The organism is Streptomyces sp. NPDC020681 (genome assembly GCF_044334895.1).
In the GTDB taxonomy this organism is placed as follows: Bacteria; Actinomycetota; Actinomycetes; order Streptomycetales; family Streptomycetaceae; genus Streptomyces.
The window spans coordinates 355,734-378,765 of record NZ_JBIRTX010000007.1 but is presented as its reverse complement, the minus strand read 5'-3'; the positions used below and the strand labels follow the sequence as shown (position 1 = coordinate 378,765).

Below are 23,032 nucleotides of genomic sequence, written 5' to 3'. Positions count from 1 at the left end.
AGCATCGATCGACGTGAAGTCCGAGTTGGGAGGGCGCGTGGCGATGGAGGCCGGCCCTCACGACACTGAACAGGAACGACGGGATGCCGCGGACAGCGGGACCCGTCTGAGCCCTGACGGGCCCGACGATCAGGACGTGATCGCCGACGAGGTCGAGGTGGAACTGCGTCCGCCGCGCAGGCTGCGGATCTGGCAGCTCGCCCCCATCGTCGTGCTCGCCGCGGTCGGCTCCCTGATGTTCGCCTTCCCGCTCGCCTTCGGCACCGGCGACGGCGGCGCGGTCGTCGCCATGCTCGGCCTGCTGATCAGCTGCTGCGCCGCCGGCTGGGGCGTGATGGCCGCCCGACGCGTCGGCCACACCTGGCCGGGCCTGCCGCCGCGCGGCTCCGGAGAGCGCCCCGACTGGCGCGTTCTCGCGCTCTACGTCGGCGTGGCCGCGGCGATCGTCGCGCTCGCGGTCTGGCGAGTCGCCCGCCTGCGCTGACGCAGACCACGGTCGGCCGCGGGCAGGCCGTCTGCGTACGGACAGACTGCGCACGGACAGCCGGTGCGTCACGGCCGGAGGAGCGCCGCTTCACCGGCTGCTGAAGTGCCACCCGGCACGTTGTCCGAGCCTCCTCGTACGATGGACGGCGTGAGCAACCCGCAGACCTCGCCGATCGCCTTCCTCAAGGGCCACGGGACCGAGAACGACTTCGTGATCGTCCCCGACCCGGACAACGCCATCGACCTGCCCGCCTCCGCCGTCGCCAGGCTGTGCGACCGCCGCGCCGGCATCGGCGGCGACGGACTGCTGCATGTCGTCCGGTCCGCCGCGCACCCCGAGGCGCGTGCCATGGCCGGCGAGGCCGAGTGGTTCATGGACTACCGCAACGCCGACGGCACGATCGCCGAGATGTGCGGCAATGGCGTACGGGTCTTCGCCCGCTATCTGCAGCGTGCGGGCCTCGTCGAGGCCGGCGACCTCGCGGTGGCCACCCGCGGCGGCGTCAAGAAGGTGCACATCGCCAAGGCCCTCCCCGGCAGCGGCCGCGAGGGCGGCATCACCGTCGCCATGGGCCGTGCGCTCCTTCCCGAAGCCGGCGTCACGGTCACCGTCGACGGCCGCAGCTGGCCCGCGCAGAATGTGAACATGGGCAACCCGCACGCCGTCGCCTTCGTCGAGGACCTGGACCACGCCGGCAACCTCTATGCCGAGCCCCCGTTCGGCCCGGCCTCCGTCTACCCGGACGGTGTGAACGTCGAGTTCGTCGTCGACCGCGGTGAACGCCATGTAGCCATGCGCGTGCACGAACGCGGCTCCGGCGAGACCCGATCCTGCGGAACCGGCGCGTGCGCCGTCGCCGTCGCGGCGGCCCGCAGGGACGGCGCCGACCCTTCGGTCACCGGCACCCCCGTCACGTACACCGTGGATCTGCCGGGCGGACGGCTTGTGATCACGGAGCAGCCGGACGGCGAGATCGAGATGACCGGCCCCGCCGTCATCGTCGCGGAGGGTCACATCGCACCGGAACTTCTCGCACGGACCGAAACCGTCGTCGCATAGAGCTTCGCTCGAATGGGTGATCCGGTTCACGCTGAGCGAGAGCCGGACTGCTCCACGTGGTGGGCTCGGTAGCATCAAGCACCGGCCCGGAGGTCACACCTGCTCCTCCACCGCCGGTCGAATGTTGCCGGAGGTGCCCCCATGAGTGCAGAGGCCGCCAACCCTGGTGCCCACAGCCGCAGGCGCGGCCGTCCCAGGATCGACCTCCGCAGGCTGGGCCGCGCCGCGCTCCTCGGCCCAGCGGGCCGCGACCGGCTGCCCGACGCGATCGGACATGTCGCCGAGGCGCACCGCGCACACCACCCGGACGCCGACATGGCCATCCTGCACAAGGCGTACGTCCTTGCGGAGTCGTCCCACCGCGGCCAGTTCAGGAAAAGCGGCGAGCCGTACATCACGCATCCCCTCGCGGTGACCCTGATCCTCGCCGAACTGGGCGCGGAGACCACGACCTTGACGGCCTCTCTGCTCCACGACACCGTCGAGGACACCGATGTGACGCTCGATCAGGTGCGGGCGGAGTTCGGCGCCGAGGTCTGCTATCTGGTCGACGGCGTCACCAAGTTGGAGAAAGTCGACTACGGCGCGGCGGCCGAGCCGGAGACATTCCGCAAGATGCTCGTGGCCACCGGCAACGACGTCCGCGTAATGTCGATCAAACTCGCCGACCGCCTGCACAACATGCGCACCCTCGGCGTGATGCGCCCGGAGAAGCAGGTCCGGATCGCCAAAGTCACCCGCGACGTCCTCATCCCGCTCGCCGAACGGCTGGGCGTCCAGGCGCTCAAGACCGAGCTGGAAGACCTCGTCTTCGCGATCCTCCACCCCGAGGAGTACGAACGCACCCGCGCGCTGATCGCGGACAACACCACCGCGGGAGACTCGCTCGACGCCATGGCGGAGAGCTTCAAGGCGGTGCTGCGGGACGCCGACATCGACGCCGAAGTCCTCATCAGGCCACGCCACTTCGTCTCCGTCCACCGGATAAGCCTCAAGCGCGGCGAGCTGCGCGGCACGGACTTCGGTCGGCTGTTGGTGCTCGTCGGCGAGGACGCCGACTGCTACGGCGTACTCGGCGAACTGCACACCTGCTTCACGCCGGTGATCTCGGAGTTCAAGGACTTCATCGCCGCGCCCAAGTTCAACCTGTACCAGTCGCTGCACACCGCCGTCGCCGGACCGGACGGAGCGGTCGCCGAAGTCCTCATCCGTACGCACCAGATGCACAAGGTCGCCGAGGCCGGCGTGATCGCTCTCGGCAATCCGTACGTACCGGTCGAGGGAACGGCCGAAGGAGCCGAACCCGCCGACGGCGAGCGCGCCGACCCCACCCGCCCCGGCTGGCTCTCCCGGCTCCTCGACTGGCAGGAATCGACGCCGGACCCCGACACCTTCTGGACCTCGCTGCGCGCAGACCTGGCGCAGGACCGCGAGATCACGGTCTTCCGCGCCGACGGCGGAACGCTCGGCCTGCCCGCCGGCGCGAGCTGCGTGGACGCCGCCTACGCGCAGTACGGCGAGCAGGCGCACGCCTGCATCGGCGCCCGCGTCAACGGCCGTCTGGCCACGCTCAGCACGGTGCTGAGCGACGGCGACACCGTCCACCTCCTGCTGGCGCAGGACGCCGCTTCCGGCCCCTCGCCCGACTGGCTCGACCACGCCCGTACACCCGCGGCGCGCATCGCCATCACCACCTGGCTCGCGGCACACCCGGAAGGCGCCAAGGCCCCGGCGGCAGCGCCGCGCAGGCCGGCGCCCGCCCCCGCGGAGCGGCCCGCCGTGGTGAACGCCGTCGTCGATCTGCCGGACGCGACCGTACGCCTCGCCGGCTGCTGTACGCCGGTGCCGCCGGACGCGGTCACCGGCTTCGCGGTACGCGGTGGTGTGGTCACCGTCCACCGCGAGGAGTGCCCCGGAGTCGCCCGGATGAAGTCACTCAAGCGCGAGCCGGTCACAGTGCGCTGGGGCGACGCGGGCGAGGCCCGGGTGACCCTGGTCGCCGAGTCCTTCGGCCGCCCGCGGCTGCTCGCGGACCTCACGGAGGCCATCGCCACCCAGGGCGCGGCCATCGTCTCCGCGACCGTCGAGCCCCCCAGCGAGCAGCGCGTACGGCACACCTACACGCTGCAACTCCCCGACGCCGCCGGTCTTCCGGCCCTGATGCGGGCCATGCGAGATGTCCCGGGCGTGTACGACGTGAGCCGTACGCAGCATCCGGCGACGACCGCCTGAGGGCACCCGGCGGCCCGGGGGAGCATCCGGCGGCCGTCCCCCGTTCTCGTTCGGGTGGTACGACGCGCGTCGCCGCCGCCGTCGGCAGGTGCGCTGATAGCCGTAGTGCATGCTGCACACCTCTCGGCGCCGCCTGCGTGCCGTCCTGCTGGCCGCCGCCTCGGCTGCTCTCGTCGCCGCGGCCCTGCCCTCGCCCGAACCTCTCGGCATCGGCGATCCGCTCTTCCCGCATCTCGGCAACCCCGGCTACAACGTCCTCACGTACGACATCGCCTTCACCTACCGCGGCGCCAACAGCACGCCGCTGAACGCCGTCACCAAGATCGACGCGCTCGCGACCGAGCCGCTGGAGCGCGTCAACCTCGACTTCACCCACGGCACCGTGAGCGCGGTCGAGGTGAACGGGGCGGCCGCCGAGTTCGCGACGGCCGGCGAGGACCTCGTCGTGGAGCCCGTCGCGGCGATCCAGCGCGGCTCCAGGATGCGGATCACGGTGAAACACACCAGCGACCCGCGAGGCACTCGGGAAGCCGGCGGCTGGGTGCAGACCGGCGACGGTCTGGCGATGGCGAACCAGGCCGACGCCGCCCACCGGGTCTTCCCGGGCAACGACCACCCGGCCGACAAGGCGTACTTCACGTTCCGGATCACCGCACCCAACAAGCTCACCGCGGTGGCCAACGGGCTGCGGAAGTCGAAGAAGACGAGCGGCGCCAACACCACCTGGACCTACCGGACCAGCCACCCCATGGCCACCGAACTGGCCCAGGTTTCGATCGGCACCTCGGCCGTCCCGACGCGCACCGGCCCGGGCGGACTGCCGGTGCGCGACGTGGTGCCGGCCAAGGACAGCGCCAAGCTCGAGCCCTGGCTGAAGAAGACGCCCGGCCACCTGGAGTGGATGGAGCAGAAGGTCGGCCGCTACCCCTTCGAGACATACGGCGTACTGGTCGCCGACGCCAACACCGGCTACGAACTGGAGACCCAGACGCTCTCGCTCTTCGAGCGCTCGATCTTCACCAGCGGACTCTTTCCCGCTTGGTACATCGAATCGGTGATGGTGCACGAGCTGGCCCACCAGTGGTTCGGCAACAGCGTCACACCGCGCGGCTGGTCCGATCTCTGGCTGAACGAAGGCCATGCCACCTGGTACGAGGCCACGTACTCCGAGGAGAAGGCGGGACAGCCGATGGAACGGCGGATGCGCGAGGCGTACAAGCGCTCCGACCAATGGCGCGCCGACGGCGGCCCGCCCGCGGCCCCGAAGCCGCCGGCGGCCGGCCAGAAGATCAGCCTCTTCCGTCCGGTGATGTACGACGGCAGTGCGCTGGTCCTGTACGCGCTGCGGCAGACGATCGGCAAGGACGCCTTCGACCGGCTCGAGCGGGCGTGGGTGCGTGAGCACCGGGACGGGACGGCGACCACCGCGGACTTCACGCAACTGGCGTCGACGATCGCGGGGCGTGATCTGTCGGCGTTCTTCCGGCAGTGGCTGTACGCCCCGCGCACGCCGCAGATGCCGGGGCACCCTCAGTGGCGCAGCACCGCGCCGACCGCTCGCAAGGCAGGTTGAAACTGGGATGACGGCCCTGGCGGCAGCGTGCGACCATCGACGAGTCGGCGATGCGGCCGGGGCCGGAATCCTGTACGGGAATCATCCGGGCCCGTCACGCGTTGTGACGTGCAAGCCGGATTTCGGCGAATTCCAATCGACGTAAGGATCCAATGACCTCCTCTTCATCCCCTTCCCAGGACGAGCAGAGCTTCGCGGAGACGCGCACCGAGAGCCTTCGGGCCGATGCCCTGATGGAAGAGGACGTCGCCTGGAGCCACGAGATCGACGGAGAGCGGGACGGCGATCAGTTCGACCGCTCCGAGCGCGCCGCGCTGCGGCGAGTGGCGGGCCTCTCCACCGAGCTCGAGGACGTCACCGAGGTCGAGTACCGGCAGCTGCGCCTGGAGCGCGTGGTGCTGGTCGGCGTATGGACCTCGGGGACGGTGCAGGACTCGGAGAATTCTCTCGCGGAGCTTGCGGCGCTCGCCGAGACGGCGGGCGCGCTGGTGCTCGACGGCGTCATCCAGCGCCGCGACAAGCCCGACTCGGCCACGTACATCGGCTCGGGCAAGGCACAGGAGCTGCGCGAGATCGTGCTCGAAACCGGGGCCGACACCGTCGTCTGCGACGGTGAGCTCAGCCCCGGCCAGCTGATTCACCTCGAAGACGTCGTCAAGGTCAAGGTGGTCGACCGGACCGCGCTGATCCTCGACATCTTCGCCCAGCACGCCAAGTCCCGAGAGGGCAAGGCACAGGTCGCGCTCGCACAGATGCAGTACATGCTGCCGAGGCTGCGCGGCTGGGGTCAGTCGCTGTCCCGGCAGATGGGCGGCGGCAGCGGCGGCGGCATGGCCACGCGTGGCCCCGGTGAGACCAAGATCGAGACCGACCGGCGTCGGATCCGCGAGAAGATGGCGAAGATGCGCCGGGAGATCGCGGAGATGAAGACCGGCCGCGAGGTCAAGCGGCAGGAGCGCCGACGCAACAAGGTGCCCTCGGTAGCGATCGCCGGTTACACGAACGCGGGGAAGTCCTCGCTGCTCAACCGCCTCACGGGCGCCGGTGTCCTGGTGGAGAACTCGCTGTTCGCCACCCTGGACCCGACTGTCCGCCGCGCGGAGACGCCGAGCGGCCGGACCTACACCCTGGCCGACACCGTCGGGTTCGTACGGCATCTGCCGCACCACCTCGTCGAGGCCTTCCGCTCCACGATGGAGGAGGTCGGGGAGTCCGATCTGATCCTGCACGTGGTGGACGGATCGCACCCGGCACCGGAGGAGCAGCTGGCCGCCGTGCGCGAGGTGATCCGCGAAGTCGGCGCGACCGACGTGCCGGAGATCGTGGTGATCAACAAGGCGGACGCGGCCGATCCGCTCGTGCTGCAGCGCCTGATGCGCATCGAGCGGCATGCGATCGCGGTGTCGGCGCGGACCGGCCAGGGCATCGACGAGCTGCTCGCGCTCATCGACGTCGAACTGCCGCGGCCCGAGGTCGAGATCGAGGTGCTCGTGCCGTACACGCAGGGCGGTCTGGTCTCGCGGGTGCACGCCGAGGGCGAGGTGATCTCCGAGGAGCACACCACGGAGGGCACTCTGCTCAAGGCGCGGGTGCACGAGGAGCTGGCGGCAGCGCTGGCGCCTTATGTACCGGTGATTCACTGATCTGCTCGGTCAAGCGGAAGGCCCGCCCCCTCGCGAAGAGGGGGAGGGCCTTTTGCATGCTGTCCCGCCGGTCGGGCCTATGGGCGAAGTCGCCTACTGGGCACCGAACTTGTCGCTCATCGTCGTGTAGATCTGCTGCGCGCCCTGACCGAGGCGCGGACCAGCAAGCCAGCCCGAAGTGACCGGGCCGATGGACGTGTTGGAGACCAGCGCCAGCTTTCCGTTCGGCTGGTTGGCGAACCAGCCGCCGCCGGAGGAACCGCCGGTCATGGTGCAGCCGATGCGCCACATCGTCGGCGTGCCGGGAGCGATCGACAGCCGGCCGGGACGGTCCACGCACTTGTGCATGATCGCGCCGTTGAACGGCGGAGCGGCCGGGTAGCCCCAGGCGCCCATGGCGCCGATGCCCTTGGCCTCGGGAGCGTTGAAGTTCACGTCGAGCGCGACGCCGACCGTCTCCTCCAGCGACTTGGTGCCCTTCTCCGGCTTCACATGCATCACGGCGTAGTCGTACGCGGCGCCCGTGCCGCCGGTCGGCCCGCCCTGGCTGATCCACTCACTGGAGGTCGAGACCCAGTCGGCCCAGTACACGCCGTACGGGGCGATCTCCTGCGGCTGCGCGTTCTGCAGCGCCTGCGGGGACTGGCCCTTGTCGTTGTAGGCGGGCACGAAGGCGATGTTCCGGTACCAGCCGCCCGCCTGGCCCGCGTGCACGCAGTGGCCCGCGGTCCACACCAGGTTGGACTTGCCCGGGTTCTTCGGGTCCTTGACGACCGTCGCGGAGCAGACCATCGACCCCTCGGGGGCGTCGAAGAAGACCTTGCCGACCGGGGCGGCGTTCTGGTGGTACGGCTTCTTCTCCGCGACGGCCTGCACCGGCGCGGGCTCCGGGTCGGTGACGTCCTGGTCGCCGGAGATGTCGCCGGTCGCGAGCGTCCGCGTCGGCGCCTTCGCCGTCGTCATCCGCTCGGGCTTCCACATGCCCTCGATGATCGGGTTGACGAAGTCCTTGGCCTCACGCAGCCACTTGTCCTTGTCCCAGTTCTTCCACCCGCCGTTCTTCCACTCCTCCGGGTCGACGCCGTGCTCCTTGAGCTTGTCGGCCAGGTCCGCGGGAAGACCGGCGCCGCCGTCCGCGGCGGGGCTGGAAGAAGCCGGCTTGTCGGCGGCCTTGTCCTCGCCCGGACCACAGGCGGTGGCCGTCAGCGCGAGCGCGGCGGTGATGCCCGCCACGGCCAGCAACGGACGTATGGATCGCATGGAACGTCTCCCCCTGAAGTGCGTTTGCTCAATGACGAAAGGGCGGCCTTCCGGGGCCGCCCCTACTGCGGCATCACTTTATTTCGGTGCCTGGCAGTGCAGTTGAGACCCGTGCCCTACCTGCACGGAGTCTCCACGAGGAACAAACAGGAGGGCGGGCGGCCCGGCGGGCCGCCCGCCCCTGTCGTTCGTCGCTCGAACCGTCCGGTTCTACTGGCCCGCAAACTTCTTGCTGACCGCCTCGTAGACACCCTTCGCCTCGTCACCGAGGCGCGGACCGGCCAGCCAGCCTGCCGTGATCGGGCCGATCGAGGTGTTGGAGACCAGCGCGGGCTTGCCGTCCTGGCCCTTGGCCACCCAGCCACCGCCGGACGAACCGCCGGTCATCGTGCAGCCGATGCGGTACATCGTCGGGTCGTTGGCCTTCAGTGACAGCCGGCCCGGCTTGTCGGAGCACTGGAACAGCTTCTGGCCGTCGAACGGCGGCGCCGCCGGGTATCCGGTCGCCTTCATGTTGTCGATCTGCGGTACGGCCGGGGCGTTGAAGTCCACCGGAAGCGCCGAACCGACCGTCTCCTCCAGCGACTTGCCCGTGCCGCCCTTCTCCGGGGTCACATGGATCACGGCGAAGTCGAACGGAGCACCCTGGCCGCCGGTCGCGGCGCCCTGGGAGATCCACTGCTCCGACGTCTGGGCCCAGTCACCCCACCACACGCCGTACGGAGCGATCTGCTCCTTGGGAGCCTTCTCCAGCTCGGCGTTGGACTTGGCGCTGTCGTTGTACGACGGCACAAAGGCGATGTTGCGGTACCAGCCGCCGCTCTTGCCAGCGTGCACGCAGTGGCCCGCGGTCCACACCATGTTGGACTTACCGGGGTTGGCCGGGTCCTTCACGACGGTCGCGGAGCAGACCATCGAACCCTCGGGGCCGTCGAAGAACACCTTCCCGGCCTCGGGGGCGCTCGAGTGGTACGGAGCCTTCACCGCCTGCGCGTCGACCGGCGCGGGCTCCGGGTCGGTGACACCCTCGTCGCCGGAGATGTCGTTGTCGACGGGCTTCTCCGGCGGCTTCTCGGCCTCACGCATCCGGTCCGGGTCCCACAGGTCCTCGATGATCGGGTTGACGTAGTCCTGGGCCTCACGGAGCCACTTGTCCTTGTCCCAGTTCTTCCACTCGCCGTTCTTCCACTTGTCCAGGTCGATCCCGTGCTCCTTGAGCCGGTCCTTGAGATCGTCCGGAATGGTGATCTTGTCGTCGGTGGCCTGGCCGGTGGAAGCGCTCGGCTTGTCGCCCGCGTTGTCCTCGCTGGGACCGCAGGCGGTGGCAGCCAGCGCGAGCACGGCGGCGATGGAGGCCGCTGCCAGCGTCGGGCGAATGGGTCGCATGTCTTGATCCCCCTGGGACTTCAGTACTGCTGAGTACTTCTGAACATTCGAACTTCCGGCACCTTACAAGGGCGTTGCCCGCCGGGCCGTGGAGCCCGGTGCGACAACGCGGCCCCCCACTATGCCGATGCCGATGGGGACGGCGCGCGGCAGGTCCGCGGTTCCGTCACCGCAAGGATCTTCCGATTGCCCGTGATCCCCGGCTTGCAGCGTCGTTGCTACCTACGGGGGGCACGCGGGCTGCGTTCAGTCCGGCTGAGCCGCCTACGAACGCTTACGAATGCTGCACAGATGTGCAATGCAACCGTTATAGGTGGAGGACCAACAGCCTTGGCCGTGACCGATCCTGCTCCGGTGGCGTTGCCCGTCGCGCACGAGGGGATTCTGCGCCGACAGTCGCTCCGCGAGTCGGCGGCCCGTACGTACGCGCGCTCGCTGCCCATCGTTCCCGTACGGGCCCGCGGGCTCACCATCGAGGGAGCGGACGGGCGGCGGTATCTCGACTGCCTCTCCGGAGCGGGGACGCTGGCGCTCGGGCACAACCATCCCGTCGTCCTCGAAGCCATCAAGAAGGTCCTGGACTCGGGGGCGCCGCTGCACATCCTGGACCTGGCCACTCCGGTCAAGGACGCGTTCACCACCGAGCTCTTCGCCACGCTGCCACGGCAGTTCGCCGACGACGCACGGATCCAGTTCTGCGGGCCTGCGGGAACCGACGCGGTCGAGGCGGCTCTCAAGCTGGTGCGCACCGCCACCGGCCGCAGCGGGCTCCTCACCTTCACCGGCGCGTACCACGGCATGACCGCCGGAGCGCTCGAAGCCTCGGGCGGCGCCACCGACGTACGCGTGACGCGGCTGCCCTTCCCGCAGAACTACCGCTGCCCGTTCGGCGTCGGCGGCGAGCGCGGTGCCGAACTCGGCGCCCGCTGGACCGAGAACCTCCTCGACGACCCCAAGAGCGGCGTCCCGTCGCCGGCGGGAATGATCCTCGAACCGGTGCAGGGAGAAGGCGGAGTGATCCCCGCTCCCGACATCTGGATGCGCCGGATGCGGGACATCACCGCCGCCCGCTCCATCCCCTTGATCGCCGACGAGGTGCAGACCGGGGTCGGGCGCACCGGCACCTTCTGGGCGGTGGAACACAGCGGTGTCCTGCCCGATGTGATGGTCCTCTCCAAAGCGATCGGCGGCTCCCTTCCGCTCGCTGTGATCGTCTACCGCTCCGAACTCGACGCCTGGCAGCCCGGCGCCCACGCCGGCACCTTCCGCGGCAACCAGCTCGCCATGGCCGCCGGCGCGGCCACCCTCGCGTACGTCCGGGAGAACCGGCTTGCCGACCGCGCCGCGACACTCGGCACCCGCATGCTGGGCTGCCTCCAGGGCATGGCCGCGGCTCACCCCTGCATCGGCGACGTACGAGGCAGAGGCCTCATGATCGGCATCGAACTGGTCGATCCGGACGCCGAGGCCCCCGACGCCCTTGTCCCGCCGCCCGCTCCCGCGCTCGCCGCCGCCGTCCAGCAGGAGTGCCTGAACCGCGGGCTCATCGTCGAACTCGGCGGCCGCCACTCCGATGTCGTGCGGCTGCTGCCTCCTCTCACCCTCACCGACGAGCAGGCCATTGCCGTCCTCGACCGCTTTGCCGATGCCCTTACCGCTGCCGAGCGCGCCGGTCGGCGACGCAGCGACAGCAGGCAGCCCTACTGACCCGGACCAACGCAAGGAAGACCTCCGTGAACCACATCCCCGCACCGGATGCACCCGAGGCCGACGGCCGCCCAACCGCCCAGCACCGGGGACAGCCAGGGCTGCGCGGCCCGCTCTCCGTCGAGGCACCGACAGTCCCGCGCCAGCAGACAGCCAGCCACGGCGAACGCACACCCGCAGCGGGCCCGCCGGCCACCCGAGCCGCCGACCTCCTCGACCATCCGGACCCGTATGTCGCCGCGGACGCTGCGGCCACCGAGAATCTGCTGCGCTGCTGGGTGCGGGAGAACGACCTCGATCAGCCCGAGGGCCACACCCTGCGCATCCCGCTCCACGCCAGCGGCACCACGCTCCTCGTCACGGTCCGGTACTGGTCACCCACCGGATGGCACCGCTTCGGCCCACCCACCATCGAGGAGGGCCTGGGCGACGCACCCACGGTCGACGCGGTCACCGTGGCGGCCCTGCTCGGCCGCGAAGCAGGCCAGAGCGAAGGAGCCGACCTCGTCGGCCGGGTCGCAGACTCCGTACGACGCACCGCCGACTTCCTCACCGACCGTCGTGCCCGCCCCGCCTGCGTGCCCGGGGCGGACCTCTTTCTCACTGCCGAGCAATCCCTGCTGCTCGGCCACCCGATGCACCCGACGCCCAAGAGCCGCGAGGGGCTCTCCGAGGCCGAAAACCGGCTCTACTCACCGGAGTTGCACGGCTCCTTCCCGCTGCACTGGATGGCCGTTGACCGGTCCGTCCTGGCCACCGACTCGGCCTGGACCGAACAGGGCCGCACCCTCCCCGCCGAACAGCTCACGGCCCGGCTCTCCGGGGACCTCCAACTCCCGGACCACACCGTTGCTCTGCCCCTTCACCCCTGGCAGGCCCGCGAACTGCGGCACCGCCCCGCCGTCGCCGCTCTCCTCGAGTCCGGCCTTCTCCACGACCTCGGTCCGCACGGCGACCCATGGCATCCGACCTCCTCAGTCCGCACCGTGCACCGCCCGGGCGCCCCGGCCATGCTCAAGCTCTCTCTCGGCGTACGCATCACCAACTCCCGTCGTGAGAACCTCCGCAAAGAACTCCACCGCGGCGTGGAGGTCCACCGGCTGCTCCGCACCGGCCTGGCCAAGCAGTGGCAGGCCGCCCACCCGGGCTTCGACATCGTGCGCGACCCCGCCTGGCTCGCCGTCGACACCGCCGACGGCGAACCGGTGCCGGGGCTCGACGTCATGCTGCGCCACAATCCGTTCGGCTACGGCGACGACGCCGTATGCATCGCCGGACTGACCGCACCCCGGCCCTGGCCCGGCCGGACCGAAATGCACTCCCGCCTGGCCGACATCGTGAGCCGGCTCGCCGCCCGCACCGGCCGACCCACCGGAGCCGTCGCCGCCGAGTGGTTCCTGCGCTATCTCGACCATGTCGTACGTCCCGTGCTGTGGCTGGACGCGCATGCGGGCATCGCTCTCGAAGCCCACCAGCAGAACACCCTGGTGATCCTCGACCACGACGGCTGGCCGACCGGTGGCCGCTACCGCGACAACCAGGGCTACTACTTCCGCGAGTCACACCGCGCCGAACTCTCCCGCCGCCTCCCCGGCATCGGCTCGAACAGCGACACCTTCGTCGCCGACGACGTCACCGACGAGCGCTTCGCCTACTACCTCGGCATCAACAACGTCCTCGGCCTGATCGGAGCCTTCGGCGCGCAACGCCTGGCCGACGAACGCGTACTCATCGCCGCCTTCCGGCAGTTCCTCGCGGCCGTCGCCGACCTCGGCTCGCCGCTGCCCGCGCAGCTCCTCGAAGCCCCGACGCTGCGCTCGAAGGCAAACCTGCTCACGCGCCTGCGCGGCCTCGACGAACTCGTCGGCCCCGTCGACACCCAGTCCGTCTACGTCACCATCACCAACCCCCTCCGTCCCTGAAGGAACACAACCGACCGACCTGCGAGAGGAGAGCGCCACCGTGCCTCCCACCGATGCGAGCACCGACACCGGAGCCGGTCCGAATCCCCAGCTCACCGGCGGTGTCGAGGACACACTCGACCTGCGGCTCACCGGCGAGCTCCTTGCGCTGTTCCGCAAGGGCGAGCCCGAGCCCGTCGGCGCCCCCGAGCAGGCGGACGACTCGACCGCCGGCGATCTCCTCGACAACCTGGCTGAATGGGGGCCCGTCACCACCCCCGACGGCTCTTTCCACCTCGTCCCCGTACGCATCGAACGCGATCTGGCGCTGATCACCCGCTGGATGAACGACCCAGCCGTGGCCGCCTTCTGGGAACTGGCGGGACCCGACTCCGTCACCACCGCACATCTGCGCACCCAACTCGACGGCGACGGACGCAGCCTCCCCTGTCTCGGCGTCCTCGATGGTGTCCCCATGAGCTACTTCGAGATCTACCGCGCCGATCTCGATCCCCTCGCTCGCCACTATCCGGCTCGTCCTCATGACACCGGCATTCACCTCCTCATCGGCGGCGTCGCCGACCGCGGCCGCGGCGTCGGCTCAACCCTCCTCAGGGCCGCCGCCGAGCTCGTACTCGACCACCGTCCCCGCTGCGCACGCGTGATCGCGGAACCCGACCTGCGCAACACCCCTTCCGTCTCCGCATTTCTGAGCGCCGGCTTCCGCTTCTCCGCGGAAGTCGACCTCCCCGACAAACGAGCAGCTCTCATGGTCCGCGACCGCGCGCTTCGCAACCTGCTGTGAACGACCCGCTGCCTTACTTACACCGCTCGCCCCGCATCGGTTCCACTCGAGGAGTCCCCGTGCCGAAGCCCCCTGCCGTCCACGACTCCGAGCAGCCGCACGACGCCCCGTTCACCCCGCCCGGGCTGAACTCACGGGCATGGGACCTGGCCGCGGGCCGCCTCCTCGCCAAGATGCTGGGCGAGTTCGCGTACGAAGGGATCATCGAGCCGGCCCAGGAAGGGGACGAGGGCGATGACGAGGAACCGCTCCCCGACACGACGGAGGAACCGCTCCCCGACACGACTTCCGACACCGCCGCGGACGCGGCTCCCCGCATCGCCCGCCGCCGCTACACCCTCACGCTCGACGACTCTGCCGCTCTGTCGTTCCGGGCCCGCCGCGGGGCCTACGGAAGCTGGCGCGTCGATCCGGACTCCATCGAACGCGACGGACGGCGCTACACGGACCCGCTCGACTTCCTCGCCCGCGCCCGCCGGCTCCTCGACCTTGACGGAGCCACCCTCGGTCATCTCCTGCGCGAGCTGACCGTCACCCTCGTTTCCGACACCGGACTCGAACACACCGCATTAAGCGCGGCACGGCTCGCCGACCTCGGCTACTCCGAAATCGAGGGCTACCAGACCGGCCACCCCTGGCTCGTACTGAACAAGGGCCGCATCGGCTTCTCCGCCAGTGACACCGCCGAGTGGGCGCCCGAGAGCCGCCGACCCGCCACACTGCCCTGGATCGCGGTCAGTTCGGCGATGGCCGTCTACCGGGGAGTACCTGCGCTGTCCCGCTCCGAAGATCTGTACTCCCGTGAACTGGACCAGCCCGTCAGGGAGTTCTTCGCAGCCACGCTGCGAGCCAAAGGCCTCGACCCTGCCGCGTACCTCTTTCTCCCCGTACACCCCTGGCAGTGGGACGAGATCCTGCTGCCGCTCTTCGCGCCCGCTGTCGCCCGCGGCGACATCGTGCCACTGCCCACCGACGGAGACCTGCGGCTGCCGCAGCAGTCCATCCGCACCTTCGTCAACGTGGACCGCGCCGACCGCCACACCGTCAAACTGCCGCTCTCCGTCCTCAACACCCTGGTCTGGCGCGGCCTGCCCACCGAACGCACGCTGGCCGCGCCCGCCGTCACCTCCTGGGTGCACGGGCTGCGCGACGCGGACCCGTTTCTGCGCGACGAATGCGGAGTGATCCTCCTCGGAGAAGTTGCCTCCGTCACCGTCGAGCACCCGCTGTACGACCGCCTCCCCGAGGTTCCGTACCAGTACAAGGAGCTCCTGGGCGCGATCTGGCGCGAACCGCTGGAGCCCCGGCTCGGGCTCGGCGAGCGAGCCCGCACTCTTGCCTCGCTGCTCCATGTCGACCCGCAGGGCCGCGCCTTCACCGCCGAGCTGGTCAGCCGCTCCGGTCTGGCTCCGACCGTCTGGCTGCGGCGCCTGTTCGCCGCGCTGCTGCCGCCGCTGCTGCACTTCCTCCACCGCTACGGCACGGTGTTCTCCCCGCACGGCGAGAACGCCATCGTCGTCTACGACGACCAGGACGTGCCCGTACGCCTCGCGATCAAGGATTTCGTGGACGACGTCAATGTCAGCGCGCAGCCGCTTCCCGAGCACGAATCCATGCCGGCCGACGTCCGGGACGTGCTGCTCACGGAGGAGCCGTCGTTCCTGACCCAGTTCATCCACTCCGGGCTTTTCGTCGGCGTATTCCGCTTTCTCGCGCCGCTGTGCGAGGAGCAGCTGGATGTGCCGGAGGCCGATTTCTGGTCGTTGGTACGGGCCGAAATTCTGCGGTACCAGGCCCGCTTTCCCGAGCAGAAAGACCGCTTTGAGATGTTCGACCTGTTCGCGCCCCGTATCGAGCGGCTGTGCCTCAACCGCAACCGGCTCCATCTCGACGGCTACCGGGACCGTCCGGAGCGTCCGCATGCAGCGGTCCACGGCACCGTCCCCAACCCTCTGGCGTGATCGGAGCGGATTGTCAGTGGCGCCACGTAGGGTTGTCGGCCTATGACGAAGCCATCCCTTCCCGAACTCCTCCACGCCGCCGTCACCGCCGTCGGTGGTGTGGAAAGGCCTGGTCAGGTAGCCATGGCCGAAGCTGTCGCCGAATCCGTCGACGACGGATCGCATCTGCTCGTCCAGGCAGGCACGGGCACGGGAAAGTCCCTGGCCTATCTGGTGCCCGCGCTCGCGCACGGGGATCGGGTCGTCATCGCCACCGCCACCCTGGCCCTCCAGCGCCAGCTGGTCGAGCGCGACCTTCCGCGCACGGTCGACGCGCTCCACCCGCTGCTGCGCCGACGGCCCGATTTCGCCATGCTCAAGGGGCGGTCCAACTACCTCTGTCTGCACCGGCTGCACGAAGGCGTGCCGCAGGAAGAGGAAGAGGGTCTCTTCAATCCGTTCGAGGCCGCGGCGCCGACCAGCAAGCTCGGTCAGGATCTGCTGCGCATGCGCGACTGGGCCGACGAGACGGAGACCGGGGACCGTGACGACCTGACGCCCGGCGTCTCCGACCGCGCCTGGGCCCAGATCTCCGTCTCGTCCCGCGAATGCCTCGGCGCCAGCAAGTGCGCATACGGCGCGGAGTGCTTCGCCGAGATGGCCAGAGAGCGGGCCAAGCTCTCGGATGTCGTCGTCACCAATCACGCGCTGCTGGCCATCGACGCCATCGAGGGCGCGCCCGTGCTTCCGCAGCACGAGGTCCTGATCATCGACGAGGCGCATGAGCTGGTCTCCCGGGTCACCGGCGTCGCCACCGGTGAGCTCACTCCGGGGCAGGTCAATCGCGCCGTGCGCCGATCGGCCAAGCTGGTCAACGAGAAGGCGGCGGACGCGCTTCAGACCGCGGCCGAGACGTTCGAGAGGCTGATGGAGCTGGCTCTCCCGGGACGGCTGGAGGAGATCCCGGAGGATCTCGGATACGCCCTGATGTCGCTGCGCGACGCGTCGCGCACGGTCATCTCGGCGCTCGGCTCCACCCGGGACAAATCCGTCCAGGACGAGGACGCCGTACGGAAGCAGGCGCTGGCCGCCGTCGAGAACGTCCATGACGTCGCGGAACGCATCACTCAAGGCTCCGAATGGGACGTGGTCTGGTACGAGCGCCATGACCGTTTCGGCGCTTCGCTCCGGGTGGCGCCGCTCTCCGTCTCGGGGCTGCTGCGCGAGAAGCTGTTCGCCGATCGCTCCGTGGTTCTGACGTCCGCCACGCTCAAGCTCGGTGGTGACTTCAACGGCGTCGGCGCGTCCCTCGGACTGGCCCCCGAGGGCACCGATGGCGAGGACGTCCCGAAGTGGAAGGGCCTCGACGTCGGCTCGCCCTTCGACTATCCGAAGCAGGGCATCCTCTATGTCGCCCGCCATCTTGCGACGCCCGGTCGTGAAGGGTCGCGCGGCGACATGATGGACGAGCTCGCCGAGCTGGTGGAGGCGGCCGGCGGCCGCACGCTCGGACTGTTCTCCTCCATGCGGGCCGCCCAGGCGGCGGCCGAGGAGATGCGCGGCAGGCTCGAGAAGCCGGTGCTCCTGCAGGGCGAGGAGACCCTCGGCGAGCTGATCAAATCCTTCTCCGCCGACCCGGAGACCTGTCTGTTCGGCACGCTCTCGCTGTGGCAGGGCGTCGATGTGCCCGGTGCCAGCTGCCAGCTGGTGGTGATGGACCGGATTCCGTTCCCGCGCCCCGACGATCCGCTGATGAGCGCCCGCCAGAAGGCGGTGGAGGAGGCCGGCGGCAATGGCTTCATGGCCGTGGCCGCGACGCATGCAGCGCTGCTGATGGCTCAGGGGGCGGGCCGCCTCGTACGGGCCACGGGCGACCGCGGTGTGGTTGCCGTACTGGATCCCCGGCTGGCCAATGCCCGGTACGGCAGCTACCTGCGCGCCTCACTGCCCGACTTCTGGTACACCACGGACCGCAACCAGGTGCGGCGCTCGCTGGCCGCGATCGATGCCGTCGCCAAGGCGGACGGCAGGTAGCGGCTGTTCCCGCCGACGATGGCAACCGGGACCGCGAAGCAGTGGCCGGACGCTCTGCCGATACGGCAGGGCCCCGGGACCGGCGCAGTGGGTCCCGGGGCCCGGTCAGAGCCGGCGCGTCTGTCAGACCCGCCGCAGCACCGCGACCACCTTGCCGAGGATGGTCGCCTCATCGCCGGGAATGGGCTGGTACGCGGCATTGTGCGGCAGCAGCCATACATGCCCGCTCTCCCGCTTGAACCGCTTGACGGTTGCCTCGCCGTCCAGCATCGCGGCCACGATGTCGCCGTTCTCCGCGACGGGCTGGCGGCGCACCGTCACCCAGTCGCCGTCGCAGATCGCCGCCTCGATCATCGAGTCACCGACGACCTTCAGCACGAACAGCTCGCCGTCGCCGACCAGCTGCCGGGGGAGCGGGAAGACATCCTCGACCGACTCCTCGGCGAGGATCGGGCCGCCGGCCGCGATGCGGCCGACCAGCGGTACGTAGGACGCGGCGGGCTTGCCCGTCGTGTCGGTCGGCTGGCTGCTGGGCTGGTCAGAACCGCGCACCTCGTACGCCCGGGGCCTGTGCGGGTCACGGCGCAGGAAACCCTTGCGCTCCAGCGCCATCAGCTGATGGGCGACGGAGGAGGTGCTGGACAGCCCCACGGCCTGGCCGATCTCCCGCATCGACGGCGGGTATCCCCGACGCTGCACGGAGTCACGGATCACCTCGATGACGCGCCGCTGCCGATCCGTGAGCCCGGAGCTGTCCGCCCGGATACCTGGAGGTCGGCCGGGCAGCGAACGCGTGGGCTTGGGCCCCTCAGGGGTCGTTGCTGCGTCATTCATGGCATGCACCGGCTCGAATCGGTTCTGGGAGCGGTCCTGGGCAGTGATGGTGGCACTGTCTGCGGTGGTGGTCACGTCGGCCCCTCTCGAGTGGTCTCCCTGGCTGGTCAACGGTAGTTGGTTTCGAAAGGTTGCGCCAAACACACGTTCGAGTGAAAAATCGCAGATTGCCTGACGCGGTCATGCGGCTGGGTGTATGTGCGAACGAGCGCGCCGTACGGCAATTCGGGCCATTACGGTAACCATCGCCGCCGAGGTGTGATCGGCGGGGTGCTTCCAGTCTTGCATCCGGCGGGCCGGAATCGGGGGAACCGCGCGATTCCCGTACCCTCGTGGCCGGTCCCGGCCCTCCTGGTGTCGCGGTGTCACCACTCGTACGCCTGCTGCGATCTGCGCCCGCGGCGCGACACGCGCGGCTGGGCGAAAAACGCGACCAGACACCAGATCTAGTGGTTGGATTGTGTCAGCCGCCCAGAAGTTGTGGTCCCTGGTGCTCCAAGACCACGGCGATCGCCTATGCTTGGGGCTGCTTCGGGGGGCGTTCGACCGGCCCGCCGAGGCTATTCAGTCGTGCTGTGAAGGAGGGTTGGGAACCATGCACTGCCCCTTCTGCAGGCACCCCGACAGCCGCGTCGTCGACAGTCGCACCACCGACGACGGAACGTCGATCCGGCGCCGTCGGCAGTGTCCCGACTGCTCCCGCCGGTTCACGACGGTGGAAACCGCCTCGCTGATGGTGATCAAGCGCAGCGGTGTCACCGAGCCCTTCAGCCGTACCAAGGTCATCTCCGGCGTCCGCAAGGCGTGCCAGGGGCGGCCGGTCACCGAGGACGCTCTCGCCCAGCTCGGCCAGCGGGTCGAGGAAGCGGTGCGCGCCACGGGAAGCGCCGAGCTGACCACCCACGACGTGGGTCTGGCCATACTCGGCCCCCTGCAGGAACTCGACCTGGTCGCCTACCTGCGCTTCGCATCCGTGTACCGGGCGTTCGACTCGCTCGAAGACTTCGAGGCCGCCATCGCGGAGCTCCGCGTGCAACGGCCTCCCGCAGGAGAACGCGGGCCCGGCGAGACCCTCGAGGTCACCGTGCCCGCCACCGCCACCGCCGCCGACTGACCGGCCCCGGCAGAGCAGCTGGGGTCCGCCCGATCGGCGCCGCCGATCGACAGCGGTGCGGCAACAAAGACCTGTCACGGGCGCTGCGTGCGTCCGCGGCATCAGACAAAGACTGTGCCACGGGAAGATCTGGGCACTTCAGGGCGTTTTTGCCCGTATATGGGAGGCGGCATGACAGAGACGACGAGCGGCCCGGCACGAGGGTCCCGAACCAAGGGATCCAAGGCGAGCAAGGGTCTGCGCATCGAGCGAATCCACTCCACTCCCGGCGTGCATCCGTACGACGAGGTGGTCTGGGAGCGCCGTGACGTCGTCATGACCAACTGGCGCGACGGCTCGGTCAACTTCGAGCAGCGCGGCGTGGAGTTCCCCGACTTCTGGTCGGTGAACGCGGTCAACATCGTCACCAGTAAGTACTTCCGCGGGGCTGTAGGTACCCCGCAGCGCGAGACCAGCCTCAAGCAGCTGATCGACCGGATCGTGAAGACCTATCGGAAGGCCGGCGAGGACTACAACTACTTCGCCTCGCCCGCCGACGCCGAGATCTTCGAGCACGAGCTGGCGTACGCCCTCCTGCACCAGATCTTCAGCTTCAACTCGCCGGTGTGGTTCAACGTCGGCACGCCCCAGCCGCAGCAGGTCTCCGCCTGCTTCATCCTGTCCGTCGACGACTCCATGGAGTCGATCCTCGACTGGTACAAGGAAGAGGGCATGATCTTCAAGGGCGGCTCCGGCGCCGGCCTGAACCTCTCCCGGATCCGCTCCTCAAAGGAGCTGCTCTCCTCCGGCGGCAATGCCTCCGGTCCGGTCTCCTTCATGCGCGGCGCCGACGCGTCCGCAGGAACGATCAAGTCGGGTGGCGCGACGCGCCGCGCCGCCAAGATGGTCATCCTCGACGTCGACCACCCCGACATCGAGGGCTTCATCGAGACCAAGGTGAAGGAAGAGGAGAAGATCCGCGCCCTGCGTGACGCGGGCTTCGACATGGACCTGGGCGGCGACGACATCACGTCCGTCCAGTACCAGAACGCCAACAACTCGGTCCGGGTGAACGACGAGTTCATGAAGGCCGTCGAGTCCGGCTCGAAGTTCGGCCTGCGTGCCCGCATGACCGGCGACGTCATCGAAGAGGTCGACGCCAAGGCTCTCTTCCGCAAGATGGCCGAGGCCGCGTGGGCCTGTGCCGACCCCGGCATCCAGTACGACGACACCATCAACCACTGGCACACCTGCCCCGAGTCGGGCCGGATCAACGGCTCGAACCCGTGCAGCGAGTACATGCACCTGGACAACACCTCGTGCAACCTGGCCTCGCTGAACCTGATGAAGTTCCTCAAGGACGACGGCGAGGGCCACCAGTCGTTCGAGGTCGAGCGCTTCGCCAAGGTCGTCGAGCTGGTCATCACCGCGATGGACATCTCCATCTGCTTCGCCGACTTCCCGACCCAGAAGATCGGCGAGAACACCCGCGCCTTCCGGCAGCTCGGCATCGGCTACGCCAACCTCGGCGCGCTGCTGATGGCGACGGGGCACGCGTACGACTCGGACGGCGGCCGCGCGCTCGCCGGTTCCATCACCTCGCTGATGACGGGCACGTCGTACAAGCGCTCCGCCGAGCTGGCGGCGGTCGTCGGCCCGTACGACGGCTACGCCCGCAACGCCGCGCCCCACAAGCGCGTCATGAAGCAGCACGCCGACGCCAACGGTGTGGCCGTCCGCATGGACGACCTGGACTCTCCGATCTGGGCCGCCGCCACGGAGGCCTGGCAGGACGTGATCCGCCTCGGCGAGAAGAACGGCTTCCGCAACGCGCAGGCGTCCGTCATCGCCCCGACCGGCACCATCGGTCTCGCGATGTCCTGCGACACCACCGGCCTTGAGCCCGACCTCGCGCTGGTCAAGTTCAAGAAGCTGGTCGGCGGCGGCTCGATGCAGATCGTCAACGGCACGGTCCCGCAGGCGCTGCGCCGCCTCGGCTACCAGCCGGAGCAGATCGAGGCGGTCGTCGCCCACATCGCCGAGAACGGGAATGTGGTCGACGCGCCGGGCCTCAAGCCCGAGCACTACGAGGTCTTCGACTGCGCCATGGGCGAGCGCTCCATCTCCGCGATGGGCCACGTCCGCATGATGGCCGCGATCCAGCCGTGGATCTCCGGCGCGCTCTCCAAGACGGTCAACATGCCGGAGTCGGCGACCGTCGAAGAGGTCGAGGAGATCTACTTCGAGGCGTGGAAGATGGGCGTCAAGGCGCTCGCGATCTACCGCGACAACTGCAAGGTCGGCCAGCCCCTCTCCGCCAAGACCAAGGACAAGGCGAAGACCGAGATCACCGAGAAGGCCGAGGAGACGATCCGGGCCGCGGTGGAGAAGGTCGTCGAGTACCGGCCGGTCCGCAAGCGTCTGCCGAAGGGCCGTCCGGGCATCACCACCTCCTTCACGGTCGGTGGGGCCGAGGGCTACATGACCGCCAACTCCTACCCGGACGACGGTCTCGGCGAGGTCTTCCTGAAGATGTCCAAGCAGGGCTCGACGCTCGCGGGCATGATGGACGCCTTCTCCATCGCCGTCTCGGTCGGCCTCCAGTACGGCGTGCCCCTGGAGACGTACGTCTCGAAGTTCACCAACATGCGCTTCGAGCCGGCCGGCATGACGGACGACCCGGATGTGCGGATGGCTCAGTCGATCGTCGACTACATCTTCCGCCGCCTGGCGCTGGACTTCCTGCCCTTCGAGACCCGCTCGGCGCTCGGCATCCACTCCGCGGAGGAACGCCAGCGGCACCTGGAGACCGGTTCGTACGAGCCGACGGACGAGGAGATGGACGTCGAGGGCCTGGCCCAGTCGGCCCCGCGCCACCAGGAGCTGAAGGCGGTCGAGACTCCGATGACGGCGGTCCCGGCCCCCAAGCAGGCGCACACCTCAGCCGAGCTCGTCGAGATGCAGCTGGGCATCAGCGCTGACGCGCCGCTGTGCTTCTCGTGCGGCACGAAGATGCAGCGAGCCGGCTCCTGCTACATCTGCGAGGGCTGCGGCTCGACCAGTGGCTGCAGCTGAGCT

15 protein-coding genes are annotated in these 23,032 nt (G+C 69.4%); 12 read left to right on the top strand and 3 right to left on the bottom strand.

Annotated features, from left to right (window positions below; all coding sequences use genetic code 11):
• Nucleotides 1-43 precede the first annotated feature (43 nt).
• The 5 genes from ACH4YL_RS19920 (at nucleotide 44) to hflX (ending at nucleotide 6,994) form a co-directional block, all read left to right on the top strand.
• Nucleotides 44-484: a hypothetical protein gene (locus tag ACH4YL_RS19920; RefSeq protein WP_398508754.1), complete on the top strand. Its 441-nt coding sequence runs from the start codon at nucleotides 44-46 to the stop codon at nucleotides 482-484.
• Between the two features lie 141 nt (nucleotides 485-625).
• Nucleotides 626-1,546, top strand: a complete 921-nt coding sequence (gene dapF, locus ACH4YL_RS19915) for a diaminopimelate epimerase (RefSeq protein WP_398508687.1) — start codon at nucleotides 626-628, stop codon at nucleotides 1,544-1,546.
• 141 nt (nucleotides 1,547-1,687) lie between these two features.
• Nucleotides 1,688-3,778 carry a RelA/SpoT family protein gene (locus ACH4YL_RS19910; protein ID WP_398508686.1) on the top strand — a complete coding sequence of 697 codons (2,091 nt, stop codon included), beginning with the start codon at nucleotides 1,688-1,690 and terminating at the stop codon, nucleotides 3,776-3,778.
• Between the two features lie 109 nt (nucleotides 3,779-3,887).
• Nucleotides 3,888-5,351 carry a M1 family metallopeptidase gene (locus ACH4YL_RS19905; protein ID WP_398508685.1) on the top strand — a complete coding sequence of 488 codons (1,464 nt, stop codon included), beginning with the start codon at nucleotides 3,888-3,890 and terminating at the stop codon, nucleotides 5,349-5,351.
• 152 nt (nucleotides 5,352-5,503) lie between these two features.
• Complete coding sequence (gene hflX / locus ACH4YL_RS19900; protein ID WP_398508684.1) at nucleotides 5,504-6,994, top strand: GTPase HflX; 1,491 nt, start codon at nucleotides 5,504-5,506, stop codon at nucleotides 6,992-6,994.
• Nucleotides 6,995-7,087: 93 nt separating this feature from the next.
• Here the strand turns inward: hflX and ACH4YL_RS19895 are convergent, their stop codons facing one another.
• Entirely contained in the window at nucleotides 7,088-8,254 is a 1,167-nt protein-coding gene (locus tag ACH4YL_RS19895; RefSeq protein WP_398508683.1) for a trypsin-like serine peptidase, read from the bottom strand.
• Nucleotides 8,255-8,464: 210 nt separating this feature from the next.
• A complete protein-coding gene (locus ACH4YL_RS19890; RefSeq protein WP_398508682.1) occupies nucleotides 8,465-9,640 on the bottom strand; it encodes a trypsin-like serine peptidase in 1,176 nt (391 codons plus the stop codon).
• Between the two features lie 330 nt (nucleotides 9,641-9,970).
• Between ACH4YL_RS19890 and ACH4YL_RS19885 the strand changes: the two genes are divergently transcribed.
• The 5 genes from ACH4YL_RS19885 to ACH4YL_RS19865 are packed head-to-tail and all read left to right on the top strand — an operon-like array spanning nucleotide 9,971 to nucleotide 18,027.
• Entirely contained in the window at nucleotides 9,971-11,347 is a 1,377-nt protein-coding gene (locus ACH4YL_RS19885; RefSeq protein WP_398508681.1) for a diaminobutyrate--2-oxoglutarate transaminase family protein, read from the top strand.
• 26 nt (nucleotides 11,348-11,373) lie between these two features.
• Nucleotides 11,374-13,269 carry an IucA/IucC family protein gene (locus ACH4YL_RS19880; RefSeq protein ID WP_398508680.1) on the top strand — a complete coding sequence of 632 codons (1,896 nt, stop codon included), beginning with the start codon at nucleotides 11,374-11,376 and terminating at the stop codon, nucleotides 13,267-13,269.
• Nucleotides 13,270-13,309: 40 nt separating this feature from the next.
• Nucleotides 13,310-14,053 carry a GNAT family N-acetyltransferase gene (locus ACH4YL_RS19875; RefSeq protein ID WP_398508679.1) on the top strand — a complete coding sequence of 248 codons (744 nt, stop codon included), beginning with the start codon at nucleotides 13,310-13,312 and terminating at the stop codon, nucleotides 14,051-14,053.
• A gap of 59 nt (nucleotides 14,054-14,112) precedes the next feature.
• On the top strand, nucleotides 14,113-16,014 hold the full coding sequence (locus tag ACH4YL_RS19870; RefSeq protein ID WP_398508678.1) for an IucA/IucC family protein: 1,902 nt from the start codon (nucleotides 14,113-14,115) through the stop codon (nucleotides 16,012-16,014).
• Between the two features lie 42 nt (nucleotides 16,015-16,056).
• Nucleotides 16,057-18,027: an ATP-dependent DNA helicase gene (locus ACH4YL_RS19865; RefSeq protein ID WP_398508677.1), complete on the top strand. Its 1,971-nt coding sequence runs from the start codon at nucleotides 16,057-16,059 to the stop codon at nucleotides 18,025-18,027.
• A gap of 123 nt (nucleotides 18,028-18,150) precedes the next feature.
• Here the strand turns inward: ACH4YL_RS19865 and lexA are convergent, their stop codons facing one another.
• The gene (gene lexA / locus ACH4YL_RS19860; protein WP_328395638.1) at nucleotides 18,151-18,936 is read right to left on the bottom strand and encodes a transcriptional repressor LexA; all 786 of its coding nucleotides are present in this window, start codon (nucleotides 18,934-18,936) and stop codon (nucleotides 18,151-18,153) included.
• A gap of 520 nt (nucleotides 18,937-19,456) precedes the next feature.
• Between lexA and nrdR the strand changes: the two genes are divergently transcribed.
• Together nrdR and ACH4YL_RS19850 are read left to right on the top strand one after the other, a co-directional pair.
• A complete protein-coding gene (nrdR, locus tag ACH4YL_RS19855; protein ID WP_398508676.1) occupies nucleotides 19,457-19,975 on the top strand; it encodes a transcriptional regulator NrdR in 519 nt (172 codons plus the stop codon).
• A gap of 171 nt (nucleotides 19,976-20,146) precedes the next feature.
• The gene (locus tag ACH4YL_RS19850) at nucleotides 20,147-23,029 is read left to right on the top strand and encodes a vitamin B12-dependent ribonucleotide reductase (RefSeq protein WP_398508675.1); all 2,883 of its coding nucleotides are present in this window, start codon (nucleotides 20,147-20,149) and stop codon (nucleotides 23,027-23,029) included.
• Nucleotides 23,030-23,032 lie beyond the last annotated feature (3 nt).

Bases quoted from the DNA above. Each gene is read 5' to 3' on its own strand.
- ACH4YL_RS19920 (WP_398508754.1), top strand. From the start codon at position 44: ATGGAGGCCGGCCCTCACGACACTGAACAGGAACGACGGGATGCCGCG.
- dapF (WP_398508687.1), top strand. From the start codon at position 626: ATGGACGGCGTGAGCAACCCGCAGACCTCGCCGATCGCCTTCCTCAAG.
- ACH4YL_RS19890 (WP_398508682.1), bottom strand. From the start codon at position 9,640: ATGCGACCCATTCGCCCGACGCTGGCAGCGGCCTCCATCGCCGCCGTG.
- ACH4YL_RS19850 (WP_398508675.1), top strand. From the start codon at position 20,147: ATGACAGAGACGACGAGCGGCCCGGCACGAGGGTCCCGAACCAAGGGA.
- nrdR (WP_398508676.1), top strand. From the start codon at position 19,457: ATGCACTGCCCCTTCTGCAGGCACCCCGACAGCCGCGTCGTCGACAGT.
- ACH4YL_RS19910 (WP_398508686.1), top strand. From the start codon at position 1,688: ATGAGTGCAGAGGCCGCCAACCCTGGTGCCCACAGCCGCAGGCGCGGC.
- hflX (WP_398508684.1), top strand. From the start codon at position 5,504: ATGACCTCCTCTTCATCCCCTTCCCAGGACGAGCAGAGCTTCGCGGAG.
- ACH4YL_RS19905 (WP_398508685.1), top strand. From the start codon at position 3,888: ATGCTGCACACCTCTCGGCGCCGCCTGCGTGCCGTCCTGCTGGCCGCC.
- ACH4YL_RS19895 (WP_398508683.1), bottom strand. From the start codon at position 8,254: ATGCGATCCATACGTCCGTTGCTGGCCGTGGCGGGCATCACCGCCGCG.
- ACH4YL_RS19865 (WP_398508677.1), top strand. From the start codon at position 16,057: ATGACGAAGCCATCCCTTCCCGAACTCCTCCACGCCGCCGTCACCGCC.